14 protein-coding genes are annotated in these 15,256 nt (G+C 68.0%); 6 read left to right on the forward strand and 8 right to left on the reverse strand.

Annotated features, from left to right (window positions below; all coding sequences use genetic code 11):
- Positions 1–39: 39 nt before the first annotated feature.
- On the reverse strand, positions 40–648 hold the full coding sequence (locus AVTE2539_RS02025; protein WP_284408186.1) for a tetratricopeptide repeat protein: 609 nt from the start codon (positions 646–648) through the stop codon (positions 40–42).
- Between the two features lie 420 nt (positions 649–1,068).
- Between AVTE2539_RS02025 and AVTE2539_RS02030 the strand changes: the two genes are divergently transcribed.
- The 4 genes from AVTE2539_RS02030 (at position 1,069) to AVTE2539_RS02045 (ending at position 4,569) form a co-directional block, all read left to right on the forward strand.
- Positions 1,069–1,236: a hypothetical protein gene (locus AVTE2539_RS02030; protein ID WP_284408187.1), complete on the forward strand. Its 168-nt coding sequence runs from the start codon at positions 1,069–1,071 to the stop codon at positions 1,234–1,236.
- Between the two features lie 39 nt (positions 1,237–1,275).
- On the forward strand, positions 1,276–2,133 hold the full coding sequence (locus tag AVTE2539_RS02035) for a LysM peptidoglycan-binding domain-containing protein (protein WP_284408188.1): 858 nt from the start codon (positions 1,276–1,278) through the stop codon (positions 2,131–2,133).
- 128 nt (positions 2,134–2,261) lie between these two features.
- Positions 2,262–3,692, forward strand: coding sequence for a flavin-containing monooxygenase (locus AVTE2539_RS02040; RefSeq protein WP_284408189.1), 1,431 nt, complete (start codon positions 2,262–2,264; stop codon positions 3,690–3,692).
- Entirely contained in the window at positions 3,685–4,569 is an 885-nt protein-coding gene (locus AVTE2539_RS02045; protein ID WP_284408190.1) for an SDR family NAD(P)-dependent oxidoreductase, read from the forward strand. Before AVTE2539_RS02040 ends, AVTE2539_RS02045 begins: the two co-directional genes overlap by 8 nt.
- On the opposite strand, the gene AVTE2539_RS02050 is transcribed toward AVTE2539_RS02045, so the two are convergent.
- From AVTE2539_RS02050 to AVTE2539_RS02060, 3 genes are all read right to left on the reverse strand, one after another.
- Positions 4,570–5,139: an RNA 2'-phosphotransferase gene (locus tag AVTE2539_RS02050; protein WP_284408191.1), complete on the reverse strand. Its 570-nt coding sequence runs from the start codon at positions 5,137–5,139 to the stop codon at positions 4,570–4,572. It abuts the gene before it with no gap.
- Positions 5,140–5,178: 39 nt separating this feature from the next.
- On the reverse strand, positions 5,179–6,483 hold the full coding sequence (locus AVTE2539_RS02055; protein ID WP_284408192.1) for a tryptophan--tRNA ligase: 1,305 nt from the start codon (positions 6,481–6,483) through the stop codon (positions 5,179–5,181).
- An 85-nt stretch (positions 6,484–6,568) separates the two neighbouring features.
- Positions 6,569–7,237, reverse strand: coding sequence for a site-2 protease family protein (locus tag AVTE2539_RS02060; protein WP_272565547.1), 669 nt, complete (start codon positions 7,235–7,237; stop codon positions 6,569–6,571).
- Positions 7,238–7,589: 352 nt separating this feature from the next.
- Here AVTE2539_RS02060 and AVTE2539_RS02065 point away from each other — a divergent pair, with 352 nt between their 5' ends.
- Entirely contained in the window at positions 7,590–8,687 is a 1,098-nt protein-coding gene (locus tag AVTE2539_RS02065; protein WP_502868882.1) for a methyl-accepting chemotaxis protein, read from the forward strand.
- Positions 8,688–8,741: 54 nt separating this feature from the next.
- On the opposite strand, the gene AVTE2539_RS02070 is transcribed toward AVTE2539_RS02065, so the two are convergent.
- Together AVTE2539_RS02070 and AVTE2539_RS02075 are read right to left on the reverse strand one after the other, a co-directional pair.
- Positions 8,742–9,377, reverse strand: coding sequence for an L-threonylcarbamoyladenylate synthase (locus tag AVTE2539_RS02070; protein WP_272565544.1), 636 nt, complete (start codon positions 9,375–9,377; stop codon positions 8,742–8,744).
- An 11-nt stretch (positions 9,378–9,388) separates the two neighbouring features.
- On the reverse strand, positions 9,389–10,252 hold the full coding sequence (locus AVTE2539_RS02075; protein ID WP_284408194.1) for a 3',5'-nucleoside bisphosphate phosphatase: 864 nt from the start codon (positions 10,250–10,252) through the stop codon (positions 9,389–9,391).
- Positions 10,253–10,436: 184 nt separating this feature from the next.
- Here AVTE2539_RS02075 and AVTE2539_RS02080 point away from each other — a divergent pair, with 184 nt between their 5' ends.
- On the forward strand, positions 10,437–12,308 hold the full coding sequence (locus AVTE2539_RS02080; protein ID WP_284408195.1) for a methyl-accepting chemotaxis protein: 1,872 nt from the start codon (positions 10,437–10,439) through the stop codon (positions 12,306–12,308).
- Between the two features lie 203 nt (positions 12,309–12,511).
- Here AVTE2539_RS02080 and recJ read toward each other — a convergent pair whose 3' ends face one another.
- Together recJ and AVTE2539_RS02090 are read right to left on the reverse strand one after the other, a co-directional pair.
- Positions 12,512–14,227, reverse strand: a complete 1,716-nt coding sequence (gene recJ / locus AVTE2539_RS02085; protein WP_284408196.1) for a single-stranded-DNA-specific exonuclease RecJ — start codon at positions 14,225–14,227, stop codon at positions 12,512–12,514.
- Positions 14,224–15,195 (reverse strand): phosphoglycerate mutase, encoded by a 972-nt coding sequence (locus AVTE2539_RS02090; RefSeq protein ID WP_284408197.1) that lies wholly within the window; start codon positions 15,193–15,195, stop codon positions 14,224–14,226. Before AVTE2539_RS02090 ends, recJ begins: the two co-directional genes overlap by 4 nt.
- Positions 15,196–15,256 lie beyond the last annotated feature (61 nt).

A 15,256-nucleotide genomic window follows, 5' to 3' on the forward strand; every position in this document is an offset into this window, starting at 1 on the left:
GCCAAGTCCTTTCACCATGCGGTTGAGTGGCGGTTGAGGTCAATGTGCAGGGCCTTGCTGAAGATAGTTCGACAACAGCACATGGGAAGACTCGTCTTCGTCGGGCTGCGGGGCCAACAGCGTTGGAGCTGCTACCGGCACTGCTTGCTGTGGCGATTGGGGCGCGCCCGGCGAAAGCGCATCCATTTGCGCCAAAACCTTGCGAATATCAGCGGACATCGGCGGATGGTCTGCATTGCGGACCAATCCAGCTTCGAAACACGCTCGGGCTGTATCGAAACTGTCGCCAGCCAGCGCGGCAAAACCCCTGATCCAATGGGGCAGGGGGCTCTCATCCTCCAAACTCAACAGCGGCTGCCAAGTGAGCAGCGCTGCAGAAGCACGCCCGGAGCTGAACTGCAGCAGGCCAAGCTGGTACCGGGCAACGACCAGCCCGGGTGAAAGCAACACGGCATTTGCAAAACCTTGTTCCGCCAAATCCATGCGCCCGAGGGATGCGTATTCGGCCCCCAGCAAAAAGTGGGGCAGGCCGGACTCCGGCTGTTCCTGAGTGGCTTGTCGCAAGAGTGCAATCGCTTGGTCGCTATCGCCATGGGTGCTTGCGGCGATCGCGTTCTCCAGGGCAGAGGACATGGGGGAAGAAGACATCAAGTTTGCCTAAGTGATACAGGCTGAAGAAGGGTATGAAGGCAACGGTCCAAAGTACCGTAACCGTAGTGGACATGCCTTCGGAATAGGCATGTTCAATATATCCAGCGATAGCGAGACATGTTGAGCACTCTGGTTTTTAATCCTGACTGGTTTGCTGGGAATTTCGCTGCTTGATGGGTTGCCTCAGCTAAGTCCTTGATTTTAAAAGGTGCAAGCAGTGTGGATAGTTCCGTGATGACACCACGCTAAACAATTGGCTACCTCAATCGCACTGTGCTTGGTAAAGGCGTAGGGCAGCGAGCGGGAGAAATCGAGCTTGGCGAGGTGGTCACAGTTCGTGACTACTTCGTCTTTCTCGGTCGCGTCGATGGAACTTGACGTAGGTGGCTACGCTCGTGATCAACACCATCTGCCCAGATGCGAAATCGCAGCCGTCGAACGTGGAACGAAGAGCACCGCTACAACCGCTACGACGCCACGGGCAAGCTGCAGGACACGCACGTGGTGGTGCGGCGTGACGACACCAAGGCGGTGACGCAGCGCACGGATGTGGCCTACCACGATGCCGATGGCATCACGGGTTGAGGGTAAGACGCGGCGGGCAACCTCCTGGGCAACCGGCAGGTGAGCGATGGCAATCAAGGCAACACCACCACCACGAGGTACGACTACCAATCCCTGAACGGCAGCTGCCAGCAGACTGGCTCGAGCGCCACGCGCGGTAGCACGAGCGCCACCACGTGGACCTGGCGTGATGCCAACGGCTTCGTGAGCAACATCGAGCAGACAACGGGGGTAGCCGACGAGCGGTTCAACCGCGCCTTCGTGAACGACGCGCAGGGCAACGCCGTGTACGTGAACCAGGGCGCGGGCCACACGGGCCGCGTGCAGAACCAGCCCGGCGGCTACGTCGTGGGCGGCTGGGTGGGCGACTCGCTCAACCCCGGGCACGTGCAGCGCCAGTTGGTGGCCAATGGAGAGGTCCTCGCCCGCTACGGTGACGCACCGGACAGCGAGAACCCGCCGGCCAACGCGGGCGAGATACCGAAGTACGTGGACACGGCCGAGTTCCGGCTGAACGCGGCGCCGCTGAAACTCAAAGGCGCGAACCTGGACGCGATCGCCTACACGGTGGTGGGCGGGGAGACGCTCAAAGACATCGCGCGCAACGTGCTGGACGATGCCAAGCTGTGGTGGCGCATTGCGGAGGCCAATGGCCTGGCGCTGTCGGGCTTGCTACCCTGCCCATCTACGCTGAGCCCAACAACAGCGACCCGAATTTCCACTGCAATCCAGACCTCCTGGTGGCAGAACGACGTACACGCCGCCATTGTGCAGCTCGATGGCATCTCTCTGTACGCCATCTACAACGGCAACGCCACAGATGGAGACCGTCTGGGGAAACACATCACCACTCGATCGCCTGCGAACAAGTCCACATCCCGTGCGTTCACGACAGTCTCCAGCCAACTTGCGCCCTGACAAGGGATTCCCCCGAGAAGACATGGCCGATACGAACCCCCTCCTGGCCGGATCCGCCCCACGTGCCCTGACTCCTTCTTCCTAAAGTGGCTCCTGCCATCCAGGTATCCAAAGAAGGAATTGAGCGCATGACGAATCTCTTGCAATCGAAGCCGGCCGACCGTTCGGCCGCTGTGTGTGTCATCGGTGCGGGCCCCGGCGGGCTGAGCGCTGCGCGGGCCCTGAAGATGCAGGGGCTGGACTATGACCAGTTCGAACGCCACAGCGACCTGGGTGGCTTGTGGGATACGACGAACCCCGGCTCGCCCGTCTATGCGTCGACCCATTTCATTTCATCGCGCGATCTGTCGGGTTTCATCGGCTATCCCATGCCGCGCGACTATCCCGACTATCCGTCGCACCGGCAGATCCTGGCCTACCTGCGCAGCTTTGCCGATGCGTTCGGCCTGCGAGAAAAAATCCAGTTCAACACCGGCGTGCAACGCATACGGAAAGACAGCGCTTCGCGCTGGGTGGTGGAGTTGGCGGACGGCACGCACCGACTCTACGGTGCCGTGGTCTGTGCCACCGGGGTGAACTGGGACCCCAGCATGCCGAGCTTCGAAGGCGCCTTCCAGGGCGAGGTGCGCCATGCGGCGACCTTCAAGCACGGGGACGAGTTCCGGGGGCGGCGTGTGCTGGTCGTGGGGGCGGGCAATTCGGGCGCCGATATCGCGTGCGAAGCGGCCGCGCATGCCCAGCGTGCCTTCATCAGCGTGCGCCGCGGCTACCACTTCATCCCCAAGCACCTGATGGGCGTGCCCGTCGACCAGATCGCGGAGACGGGGCCGCACCTGCCGATGTGGCTGGCCCGCCCGCTCTTCAGTGGCCTGCTGCGGCTCGTTCAGGGCGATCTCACGCGACTGGGGCTGCCGAAGCCCGACCACCGCCTTTTCGAGAGCCACCCGCTTCTCAATTCGCAGTTGCTGCATCACCTGCAACACGGAAACATCGCCGTCAAGCCCGACATCGCACGGCTGGATGGCGGGCACGTGATGTTCAAGGACGGCTCCCGGGAAGAGGTCGACCTGGTGCTCTGCGCAACCGGCTACCGGTGGAGCTGTTCCTACGCCACCGAGTTCTTCACCTGGACGGCAGGGCGGCCGCAGATGTACCTGTCGATGTTCAACCGCAGCCACCGCAACCTTTTCGGCATCGGCTATCTGGAAACCAACTCCAGTGCCTACAAGCTGTTCGACACGCAGGCGCACATGATCGCCTGCTACCTGAAGGCGCAGCAGACGGCACCGGAGAGCGCACAACGGTTCGACGATGCCATCCGCAAGGACGAGCCCGATCTGTCGGGCGGTATCCGATTCGTTCAGTCGCCCCGGCATGCCGTCTATATCGACGCGCATGCCTTCAAGGCCTATCTGCGCAAGTTGCGCAGGCGCATGGGCTGGGGAGAACTCAGCGAGACCATGTACGACGCCCTCAGGGTCAAGGCCAGCCCCGTGCGCCACAGCGGCCGCAACGGGCTCGCAGCCGCGCCGCAGCCGGGCGAGGTAGCGCATGGCTGAGCGCAAGCCTTTCGCCGGCGGGCTTGCCTTGGTGACCGGCGGCGCCGGTGGATTGGGGCGGGCGATCACCGCGCGGCTGATCCAGCGGGGAATGCGCTGCCTGCTGGTCGATATCGACCCGCAGGCGCTGGACCGGGCCGTTCAGGCGCTGGGTCCGCTGGCCATGCCGCACGTTGCCGATCTGACCGACCCGACGGCCCGGCAGCTTCTGGTGCAACAGGTGCAGGCCCGTTGGGGCCGGCTGGACCTGCTGGTGAACAACGCGGGCATGGTGGGCACGACCCCGTTCGAGCAGCGCGGCCAGGATTCCATCCGCAACGAGCTGGAGTTGAATCTGATGGCGCCGTTGCTGCTCACCCACAGCCTGCTGCCGTTGCTCCAGTGCACGGGCGACGGCCGGGTGGTGAGCATCGTGTCGCTCGGCGGCATGTTTCCGTTGCCGGAGTCCACCGTGTATTCCGCAAGCAAGTTCGGGCTGCGTGGCGCCATGCTGTGCCTGGGGCTGGACGGCGCGCGGCTCCGGGTGCGGTTTTCCATCGTGAACCCTTCGGCCACCGAGACCCCGATGCTGATGCGCGAGGCGATCCACGGGGGCAACAAGCTGCAGTTCATGGACCCGCCCCAGATGCCCGACGAGGTGGCGCTGCAGGTGATGCGCTGCCTGGACCAGCCTTGCCTGGAGCGCTTCGTGCGGCCTGCCGAGTCCTGGACGGTGCGGCTGGCGATGTTGCTCCCCAATTGCCTGGTGCGGGCGCTGCCCCTGTTCCAGCGCAGGGCCGAGCAGGGCCACCAGCGGTACCTGGATTCGCTGGTCGCGCGTGGGCTCGTGCGCCAGGAAGAGGGCGTGTGGGTATGCGTTGCCGATGCCCGCCGCTGATCAGCGTTGACCGCGGTTTGCCGGCGCGAAGTCAATGAAGTCGGCCGGCACATTCGCCGTGAGCCAGACGCCATTGTCTGCTTGGTAGAGCCGGTGCCCTTGGCCGTGCATGGCAGCCGCTGCGATGGACAGCACCACGGGTTGCCCGTATCGCTGCCCCACGCTGGTCGCGGTCTGCGTATCCTCTGAAAGATGCACATGGTGCCGCGAACCCGGCAGCAATCCTTGCTGGCGGATCGACTCCAGAAACCGGGTCGCAGTGCCGTGGTACAGAACAGCGGGCGGCGTCTTTTCCTCCATGCGGATCGACACGGTGGGGGTGGAGTGCCCTTGCACCGCGCGGATGCTGGAGCCATCTTCCGAAATCGAAAACCGCTTTTTGTCGCTGGTGATGACGACCTGCTCGATCAATGCACGGTCCAGCGCGCGACCGTGCAGGGCCGCCGCCGCGATCAATGTGTCGATCGGGGCCCAGCCCTCGCGATCCAGGGTCAGCCCGATGGATTGGGGTTCATGGCGCAGAACGTAGCTGAGAAACTTGCTGGTTTCGGCGAGTGGCTTGGTGCTCATGGAAAACGCCTCGGGCTGTCTATCCGGCCTGGCGGCGCGTCACTCCGCCGCTGCGGCGATCAATGCCTGCAGGGCCTCGTCCACTTCGCGGTCCTCGACCCCCTGCTGCGGCACCAGGCAGGCTGCCAGTGCCTGCAGCGCTCCCGATTCCTTCTGCAGCCGTGCAATGGACTGCCCCGCATCGCGCGGCGCATCGAAGCCGGTGCTTTGCAGCAGCACCCGGCCATCCGCTGCGACCAGCTTGAAGTAGAACTTGCCGTCCGCCTCCCGGTACTGCTTGAACGACGGCAGCGCCGCCTTGGCGGGCTTGGCCTGTGCCGGCGCCGCCACTGCGGCAGTGCGCAGGCTGCGCAGCCCAACGGCCGCGCGCAGGTCGCGCATGAACGGCGTGGCGATGGCCCGCGCGCGTTCGGCGCCGGCCAGCAGGGTGTCCTCGATCTGCGAGGGGTCGGCCATCAGCGCTTCGTAGCGCGCGCGCATCGGGGCGATGACCTGGTCCACGCGTTCGAACAGCACCTGCTTGGCGTCGCCCCAGGCGATGCCTTCGGCGTATTGCCGGCGCAGCGCGGCGGTCTCCGCCTCGGTGGCGAAGGCCTGGTAGATCTGGAACAGGGCCGAGCCCTCGGTGTCCTTGGGTTCGCCGGGCGCGCGCGAGTCGGTGAGGATGCCGCCGATGAGCTTGCGCAGCTGTTCGCGCGACGAGAACAGCGGGATGGTGTTGTCGTAGCTCTTGCTCATCTTGCGGCCGTCGAGGCCCGGCAGGGTGGCCACGTGCTCGTCGATGGCGGCCTCGGGCAGCACGAAGCGCTCGCCGTACAGGTGGTTGAAGCTGGCCGCCATGTCGCGCGCCATCTCGATGTGCTGCACCTGGTCGCGGCCCACGGGCACCTTGTGGGCCTTGAACAGCAGAATGTCGGCGCCCATGAGCACGGGGTACATGAACAGGCCGGCGGTCACGCCGTCATCGGCCTCGCGGCCGGCCGCGGTGTTCTTGTCCTGCGACGCCTTGTAGGCATGGGCACGGTTGAGCACGCCCTTGCCGGTCACGCAGCTCAGCAGCCAGTTGAGTTCGGGGATTTCCGGAATGTCGGACTGGCGGTAGAAGGTGACGTGATCGGGGTTCAGCCCGGCGGCGAGCCAGCTGGCCGCGATCTCCAGCGTGGACCGCTGGATGCGCACCGGGTCTTCGCACTTGATGAGCGCGTGGTAGTCGGCCAGAAAGTAAAAGCTCTGCACGCCGGGCTGCAGGCTGGCCGCGACGGAGGGGCGGATGGACCCGACGAAGTTGCCCAGGTGCGGCGTGCCCGTGGTGGTGATGCCGGTGAGAAAGCGCGTGGTGGTCATGAAAGCAAGATCAGCAGAAAACAAAGAAAAAGAGAACCGCAGCCGCGGGCCTGTCGGCACCGCGACCTTCAGGTGCGGGTGCCGATCAGCGCAGCATCGCCATCAGGGGCGTCAGCAGCAGGTTGATGGCCGAGTAGCCCAGCGACATGAGCGGGCGCAGCCAGACCGCACCCACCACGCCGGCCACGACCAGGGCCAGCACGATGAAGAACCCGTAGGGCTCGATGCGCGACACCATTTGCGCCTGCTTCCAAGGCAGCAGGCCGACCAGGATGCGCCCGCCGTCCAGCGGCGGCAGCGGGAACAGGTTGAAGGCCCACATGACGAGGTTGACCAGCATGCCGGCGCGCGCCATCTCCAGGAAAAAGCGCTCCTGCACGCCGAAGCCGACCAGCGCGATGAGGAACACTGCCCACAAGATGGCCTGGAAGAAATTGGAGGCCGGCCCCGCCAGCGCGACCCAGATCATGTCGCGCTTGGGGTTGCGCAGGTTGCCGAAATTCACCGGCACCGGCTTGGCGTAGCCGAACAGAAATGCCCCCGACGTGGCGAAGTACAGCAGCAGCGGCATGAGGATGGTGCCGACCGGGTCGATGTGCTTGAGCGGGTTGAGCGTGATGCGGCCCATCATGAACGCGGTCTGGTCGCCGAAGTGGCGCGCGGCGTAGCCGTGGGCGGCTTCGTGCACCGTGATGGCGAAGAGCACCGGCAGTGCGTAGATGAGAACGGTTTGGATGAGGTTGGAGAAGTCCACCGGGCGATTGTCTCAGACACCGGCGAGGGGCCTTTCCCGCAGCATAAGCGCAACTACGGAGGGCGCCCGGCGCGATCGTTGATAGCATGGCACGGCATGTTGCAAAACGTAGCCTGTGCACACCGCCGGGCGCCGGTGGCTGCCTGCGATAACGACATACAACAGGCATAGGAGACAGTCGATCATGGGCTTGGACAGGCTGAAGATTGGTACGCGGCTGGTGCTGGCGTTCGGGGCGCTCGCGGCGCTGATGGCGCTGCTGGTGGTCGTGGGGCTCACCGACATCGGGCGGGCGCAGGCGTCGCACCGCGCGGCGTTGCAACTGGCGGGCGGCCTGGCCGACACGCAGCGAATGCCGCTGGTGCAGGCCGTTCAGGCGGCGCAGGGGCAACTGGACGGCGTGCGGGTGTGGCTGCTGGTGCTGGGCGGGCTGGTGTTCGCGGTGGCCATTGCCGCGTTCCTGCTGCTGCGCCAGGGCATCGTGAGCCCCCTGGCCCAGGCCATCGTCATCGCCGAAACCGTGGCGGCGGGCGACCTGAGCAAGGAGTTCAGCTCCGACCTGCAGGGCGATTTCGGGCGGCTGCTCGGGGCGTTGGGCACGATGGAAGACACCTTGACCGAGCTGGTCTCGCGCATCAAGCAGTCCACCGATGCGATCACGCTGTGCGCGGGCGACATCGATTCGGGCAATTCCGATCTGTCGCGCCGCACGCAGGAGCAGGTGTCCTCCCTGACCGAGACGGCCGCGAGCATGGCGCAGCTCACCTCCACCGTGCGCCAGAACGCCGACCGGGCGCGCTCTGCCAGCGGCCTGGCCGTGGCCGCGTCCGCCACGGCCGAGCGCGGCGGAGCGGTGGTGGGCGAGGTGGTGCAGACCATGCAGGCCATCAGTGGCAGCTCGCACAAGATCGTGGACATCATCCAGGTGATCGAGGGCATCGCCTTCCAGACCAACATCCTGGCGCTCAACGCCGCCGTGGAAGCGGCCCGCGCGGGCGAGCAGGGCCGTGGCTTCGCGGTGGTGGCCTCCGAGGTGCGCAGCCTGGCCCAGCGCAGCGCCGTGGCGGCGCGCGAGATCCGCACACTGATCCAGGAGTCCGTGCAGCAGGTGCAGAACGGCACCGGTCTGGTCGGCCAGGCGGGCAAGACGATGCAGGAGATCGTGCACGACGTGGGGCAGGTCACTGCCCTGCTGGGTGAGATTTCGCACGCCCTGCACGAGCAGAGCGATGGCATCGCCCATGTGAACCAGGCGGTCGCGCACATGGATGGCGCCACGCAGCAGAACGCGGCGATGGTGGAGGCGGCGGCGCGGGCCGCGTCGGTGCTGTCGGAACGCGCGAACGACCTGCAGCGTGCCGTGGGCGCGTTCAAGCTGGACGATGACGACACGCCCGCCCTGGGCTCGCCCGGCCATCACGGCCCGTCCACTCTGCGCCTGCCGGCCTGAGGGCAGCGGCGGCGCGTTGACTCGCGTCTCAGTGCCGCGTCAGCGCCGCATCCATCAGAGGCCCAGCGCCTGCAGGCTGCCGCGGCCCTCGCGCACCACCCGCGGTTCGCCGCCGTCGTACATGTCGGTCAGGTCCACCACGGTGGTGGGCTCCAGCGGGCAGGCGCCCGCATCGACGACGGCGTCGATCTGGTGCTCGTAGCGCTCGCGGATCTCGCGCGGGTCGTTCAACGGCAGGGTTTCGCCCGGCGCGATGAAGGTGGTGGCCAGGAGCGGCGCGCCGTGCAGTTCCAGCAGCAGTTGCAGGCCCTTGCGGTCCGGCACGCGCAGGCCGATGGTCTTGCGCTGCGGATGGCTCACGCGGCGGGGCACTTCCTTGGTGGCGTCCAGGATGAAGGTGTAGGGCCCGGGCGTCGCCAGCTTGAGCAGGCGGTACTGCCGGTTGTCCACGCGGGCGTAGTTGGCCAGCTCCGACAGGTCACGGCACAGCAGGGTGAGGTGGTGCTTTTCGTCCACCTGCCGGATGCGGCGCAGGCGGTCCACGGCCGCCTTGTCGTCCAGCTGGCACACGAGGGCGTAGCTGGAGTCGGTGGGCACGGCCAGCACCGCGCCTTGCTTGAGCAGCGCGGCGCCCTGCTTGAGCAGCCGGGGCTGTGGGTTGTCGGGGTGGACTTCGAAATACTGGGCCAAGGGGAAGGTCCTCAGGCGGCGGTGTGGATGCGGTCTGCCAGCAGGTCCCACACGGGGGTCAATGCGCCGGGCAGCGAGGGCAGGGCGCCCAGGTCGGTGTGCGATTCGTCCGGACTGTGGAAGTCGCTGCCGCGCGACGCGGCGAGGTTCAATTCGGTGGCCATGGCGGCATACACGCCGTACTCGGCCACGGAATGGCTGCCGGTCACCACTTCCACCCCCCGGCCGCCATGCTGGATGAATTCGGTGAAGAGCGCGTACTCGGCGTTCGCGCTGAACTTGTAGCGGGCCGGATGCGCGATGACGGCGATGCCGCCGGCCTCGTGGATCCAGCGCACCGCATTGCCGAGCGTGGCCCAGCGGTGGGGAACGTAGCCGGGCTTGCCTTCGGTGAGGTATTTGCGGAACACCTCGGAGGTGTCGCGGCACACGCCCGTTTCCACCAGAAAGCGCGCGAAATGGGTGCGGGAGATGAGCTCCGGATTGCCCACATAGCGCAGGGCGCCCTCGTAGGCACCGCGGATGCCCACCTGGGCCAGCTGGCGGGACATTTCCATCGCGCGCTCGCCGCGCCCCCCACGGGTGGCGGCCAGGCCCTGGCTGAGCTGCCGGTTGTCCGGATCGAATCCCAGGCCGACGATGTGCACCGTGGTGTCGGCGAAGGTGACCGAGATCTCCACGCCGGTGAGGTAGGGCAGGCCGTGCGATGCGGCGGCGGCCATGGCGCGGTGCTGGCCACCGATCTCGTCGTGGTCCGTCAGGGCCCACAGCTGCACGCCGTTGGCATGCGCCCGGGCGGCCAGTTCCTCGGGCGTGAGCGTGCCGTCGGAAACCACGGAGTGGCAGTGCAGGTCGGCGTTGAGAAGGATGGACACGGATCGATTCTAGGGCGCTGGCCCTCCCGTGTGTCGCAATCTCGCACCAGGTATGGAAAACCCCGCTGACGCCCATCGGCGCAACCACTGAAAATGTAAGCAAAAGTGCACGCCGGTAACGCTCCACGCGTTGCATCGTCTGCCGTGCGCTTTTTTGCGCTTCTTCACCTTCGCCCATTTCCCGATGAACTTCCAGAACCTTTCCGTTGGCCGCAAGCTGTGGCTCATCATCCTCGGCCTCATGGGCAGCATGCTGCTGCTGGTCTATGCCCTCGTGGCCTACACGGCCCGCGTGGATGCCGACACCACCGCCATGGTCCAGGCCAATGAAGACCGCATCTCGCTGGCCTTGCGCTGGAAGGGCATGACACAGTTGGCCGTGGAGCGCGTGGTGGTCAGCGCGGTCACCACCGACGAGGTGCTGAGCACCCGCATGAAGGCGCTGGTCAAGAACGACATCGCCGCCATCACCGAGATCCAGAAGAAGATCATCGCGCAGGCCGTGGCGCCCGAAGAAAAGGCCCAGCTCGAACGCGTCTCCGCCGAGCGCACCGCCGTGCTCAAGATCACCGCCCAGGCCCAGGAAGGCCGCGGGGACATCGACGCCACCCGCAAGCTCGTGGACGACACTTTGCTGCCTGCCGTCGCCAAGTACATCCAGACCCAGGAGACCTTCGTCGAGCAGCAGGAGGGCCAGCGCGAAGCGGCCAAGGCCGAGGGCCGGCGCCAGCGGGAAAAGGCGCACTGGATTGGCGCGGCGATTGCTGCCCTGGTGGTGTTGCTGGGCGTGTTCCTGGCGTATCTCACGGTGCATTCGATCACCCAGCCGCTGGACCGCGCCGTGGGCCTGGCCGACGCCATCGCCGAGGGCGATCTGACCGTCGACGTGCAGGACGCGCGCAAGGATGAGCTGGGCCACCTGCTGCGCTCGCTGTCCGCCATGGCGGCGCGCCTGCGCGGGGTGGTGGCCGAGGTGCGCTCGGGCGTGGAGTCGGTGTCCTCCGCCTCCACCGAGATCGCCACCGGCAACCAGGACCTGTCCGCCCGCACCGAACAGACCGCCGCCAACCTCGAGGAGACGGCGGCCAGCATGGAAGAGCTGACCGCCACCGTCACCCAGTCCGCCGACACGGCGCGCCAGGCCAACCAGCTCGCGTCCACGGCGGCGCAGGTGGCCGGGCGGGGCGGCGAGGTGGTGGGCCAGGTGGTGACCAGCATGCAGCAGATCACCGACAGCTCACGCAAGATCAGCGACATCATCGGCGTGATCGACGGCATCGCCTTCCAGACCAACATCCTGGCCTTGAACGCGGCCGTGGAAGCGGCCCGCGCGGGCGAGCAGGGCCGGGGCTTCGCGGTGGTGGCGTCGGAGGTGCGCAGCCTGGCGCAGCGCTCGGCCGAGGCGGCCAAGGAGATCAAGCTGCTGATCGACACCTCCGTGCGCAACGTGGAGTCGGGCTCGCAGCAGGTGGCGCAGGCCGGCCAGACCATGGAGGAGATCGTCGGCAGCGTGCAGCGCGTGTCCGACCTGATCGGCGAGATCACCGCGTCGTCCACCGAGCAGCGCGACGGCATTGCCCAGGTGAACCAGGCCGTGAGCAACCTGGACCAGATGACCCAGCAGAACGCCGCGCTGGTGGAGCAGTCGAGCGCTGCCGCCACGGCGATGCGCGATCAGGCGCAGCGGCTGTCGCAGGTCGTGTCGGTGTTCAACGTGGGGGCGGTGGCCGTGGCGAGGGCGCCGATCCCGGCCCCCGCGCGGCCTGCCGCGCCGCGCCCGGCGCCCGCCGTGGCGCCGAACCGTTCGGCCGCAGCGCCGGCACGCGTCCCGGCAGCCGCTGCTCCGGCAGCGCTCGCCGCGCCGGTTCCCCGCGCTGGCGCGGCGGCGTCCGCCAAACCTGCCAAACCCGCTGCGGCGGCCGCGCCCCGGGCGCCTTCGGCCAAGGCACCCGCTGCACCCGCAGCCGCGCCCCGCGCCGCCAGTGCCGCCGCAGCGCCGCGCCCGGCCGCAGCGCGGTCGGCGTCCGGCTCCGAGGATGATTGGGAAACGTTCTGAAAAACCGGGACGCCGGGTGCGGGCCAAGCCAGGCGCAGGCCCTGGCGCCCGGCACCCGGGCGCTCAACGCGGCAGGGGCTGTTTGCTACGAAATCAGTAGCTAATCAGGCAATCAATCCGCCGGCGTGAGGCCTGTTTCCCCATGAATGGGCCCCGGCAGCGCCCGGGCCCGCCGGGCCGCACGATGGCCCGGCGCCGCCCCTTCAAAGCTGCGCGCCTTCCACCAGAAACTGCACCCGCCGCTCGCCCTTCCACTCGTTCACGTCCAGCCGGAACGCCAGCAGCACGCGCGAGGGCAGCTGCTCGGTGTGGCCGAACCAGATGCCGTCCACCGGCTGGCCCTGGTGCAGCAGCTTGAGCGACAGGTGGTGCTTGTTCTCGCCCACCAGGCGCTGCGACAGCACTTCGACCTCTTCGCTGAACGTGGGCGGCGCGAAGCCCTGGCCCCAAACCTCGCGGTGCAGGGTGTCCACCATGTCCGCGCGGCAGTATTCGGGGGCCAGGGGACCGTCGGTGTCGAGACGGCGGGTGAGCGTGGCGGCGTCCAGCCACTCCTGCGCGACCAGGGCGAAGGCGCGCTCGAAGGTGGCGAAGTGTTCCTCGGCCACCGTGCAGCCGGCCGCCATGGCGTGGCCGCCGAACTTGAGCAGCGTGCCCGGGTGGCGCTTGGCCACGAGGTCGAGCGCGTCGCGCAGGTGAAAGCCCGGAATGGACCGCCCCGAGCCCTTGAGTTCGTGCCCCTTGCCCGGCGCGGCGCTGGCGGCGAAGACGAAGGTCGGGCGGTGCAGCTTGTCCTTGATGCGCGAGGCGACGATGCCCACCACGCCTTCGTGGAAGTCGGGGTCGAACACGCTGATGGCCGGCGGGGGCTCGGTGCCTTCCTCGAACAGGCTCTCGGCCATGAGCAGCGCCTGCTCGCGCATGCCGCCCTCGATCTCGCGGCGCTCGCGGTTGATGGCATCGAGCGTGCGGGCGAGTTCGGCGGCGCGGCCGGGGTCGTCCGTCAGCAGGCATTCGATGCCCAGCGTCATGTCCGCCAGGCGCCCCGCGGCGTTGATGCGCGGCCCCAGGGCGAAGCCGAAGTCGAAGGTGGTCGCCACGGGCGCCTTGCGGCCCGCGGCATCGAACAGCGCGGCGATGCCCGCCGGCATGGCGCCCGCGCGGATGCGGCGCAGGCCCTGCGCCACCAGACGGCGGTTGTTGCTATCAAGGCGCACCACGTCGGCCACGGTGCCCAGCGCGACGAGCGGCAGCAGCGGCTCCAGCTTGGGCTGGCTGGCCTTGTCGAACACGCCGCGTTCGCGCAGCTCGGCGCGCAGCGCCATCAGCACGTAGAACATGACGCCCACGCCGGCGATGGATTTGCTTTCGAAGCTGCAGCCGGGCTGGTTGGGGTTGACCATGGCATCGGCCAGCGGCAGCGCGGGGCCGGGCAGGTGGTGGTCGGTGACGAGCACCTGCAGGCCCAGCGCCTTGGCCTCGGCCACGCCGTCCACGCTGGCGATGCCGTTGTCCACGGTGATGAGCATGTCGGCGCCGCGCTCGTGCACGCGGCGCGCGATGCTGGGGGTGAGGCCGTAGCCGTCCGCCACGCGGTCGGGCACCAGGTAGTCCACCTGCCGCGCGCCCAGCAGGCGCAGGCCGCGCACGGCCACGGCGCAGGCGGTGGCGCCGTCGCAGTCGTAGTCGGCCACCACGATGAGGCGGCGGTCCTGCGCGATGGCGTCGGCCAGCAGCACGGCGGCCTCGCGCGTGCCGCGCAGCGTGTCGGGAGGCAGCAGCCGGGCCAGGCCGTCGTCCAGCTCGTCCTTGCCGCACACGCCGCGGGCGGCGTACAGCCGTGCCAGCAGCGGGTGCACGCCGGCCTGCTCCAGCGCCCAGGCGGCGCGCGGCGGAATGTCTCTTGCTACTATTTTCATAGCAATGTGCCGTAGTCTTTCATGCGCTGGGGCCGGAAAAGGCTTTGAATCCTTTGCACGAATCCGCGCGGCCCCGTCTGCCAGGTGAGCGCGCTGCGCTCGCCGCACAGCGTGAGCCGCGCCGCGCCGCCGGCGGCCACGCGGTCGGCCAGCCGGGCGACCGGGCCGCTGTCCAGCGCCTGCCAGGCGGCGCGCCAGGTGCGCCAGTCCTCGGCCAGGGCGGCATCGCGCAGGGCGGTGGGCATTTCGGGCGGCGGGGCCGCCGTTGCCGCGCCCGGGGCGGCGGGCGGCAGCGATCCGGTGCCGTGCACCCAGAAGGAGTTGACCGGCCCCAGGCCCTGCGCCGCGCGCGCGTCGTTGAAGGCATGGGTGTAGAGCAGCATCTGCATCTCGCTTTGCAGGCGGTGCAGCAGGCGGGCCTGCAGCGCATCGGGCATCCAGGCGCGCACGTCGCGCTGGATCACGCGGTCCAGCGAGGCGGTGGCGAGCCCTTCGAACACGGCGCCGCGCGCCAGCCAGCGCGTGGGCTGCTCATAGGCGAGCACGATGCCGTCCTCGGCGAACCAGGGCGCCACGATGTCCAGCAGCGCGCGCGATGCGGCCTCGTCCAGGCGCAGCGCGGCCGGATCGCCGACGGTCACGTGCTCGGTGGTCACGCGCCATTCGCAGGGCGTGACGAAGGCCCAGGCCGTGCCGCCGTCGCCATCGGCGCCAGTGACGCCGGTCTGGCGCTGGTGCCAGGCGGCCCAGGGCGCCTGGCGGCTGGTGGCCGGCAAACCCAGGTGGCGGGCCAGGGCGCGCTCGTGGGGGGGGATGAAATCGGTCTCGTCTCCGGGGTCGGTGGCGGGGGGCGGCAGGCGGGCGAGCAGCCAGTCGAGGTGGGGCAGGGCGAGGTCCTGCAAGGCCTGCTGGCATCCGTCCGAGGGGCTGGCCGCGAACGGAATGAGCAAATGGGGGGTGTCCGACATGGGCGTATTGTCCGGGATGCCACAATCGGCGCCGCCCGGTGGCCGACATTTCCAGAGCGGC

Origin of the sequence: Acidovorax sp. SUPP2539 (assembly GCF_030158975.1) — a bacterium.
Classification (GTDB): domain Bacteria; phylum Pseudomonadota; class Gammaproteobacteria; order Burkholderiales; family Burkholderiaceae_C; genus Paracidovorax.

Coding starts and splice junctions, on each gene's coding strand:
- AVTE2539_RS02055 (WP_284408192.1), bottom strand. CDS start 6,483: ATGACCACCACGCGCTTTCTCACCGGCATCACCACCACGGGCACGCCG.
- AVTE2539_RS02025 (WP_284408186.1), bottom strand. CDS start 648: ATGTCTTCTTCCCCCATGTCCTCTGCCCTGGAGAACGCGATCGCCGCA.
- AVTE2539_RS02030 (WP_284408187.1), top strand. CDS start 1,069: ATGCGAAATCGCAGCCGTCGAACGTGGAACGAAGAGCACCGCTACAAC.
- AVTE2539_RS02045 (WP_284408190.1), top strand. CDS start 3,685: ATGGCTGAGCGCAAGCCTTTCGCCGGCGGGCTTGCCTTGGTGACCGGC.
- AVTE2539_RS02080 (WP_284408195.1), top strand. CDS start 10,437: ATGAACTTCCAGAACCTTTCCGTTGGCCGCAAGCTGTGGCTCATCATC.
- AVTE2539_RS02090 (WP_284408197.1), bottom strand. CDS start 15,195: ATGTCGGACACCCCCCATTTGCTCATTCCGTTCGCGGCCAGCCCCTCG.
- AVTE2539_RS02065 (WP_502868882.1), top strand. CDS start 7,590: ATGCCGCTGGTGCAGGCCGTTCAGGCGGCGCAGGGGCAACTGGACGGC.
- AVTE2539_RS02050 (WP_284408191.1), bottom strand. CDS start 5,139: ATGAGCACCAAGCCACTCGCCGAAACCAGCAAGTTTCTCAGCTACGTT.
- recJ (WP_284408196.1), bottom strand. CDS start 14,227: ATGAAAATAGTAGCAAGAGACATTCCGCCGCGCGCCGCCTGGGCGCTG.
- AVTE2539_RS02040 (WP_284408189.1), top strand. CDS start 2,262: ATGACGAATCTCTTGCAATCGAAGCCGGCCGACCGTTCGGCCGCTGTG.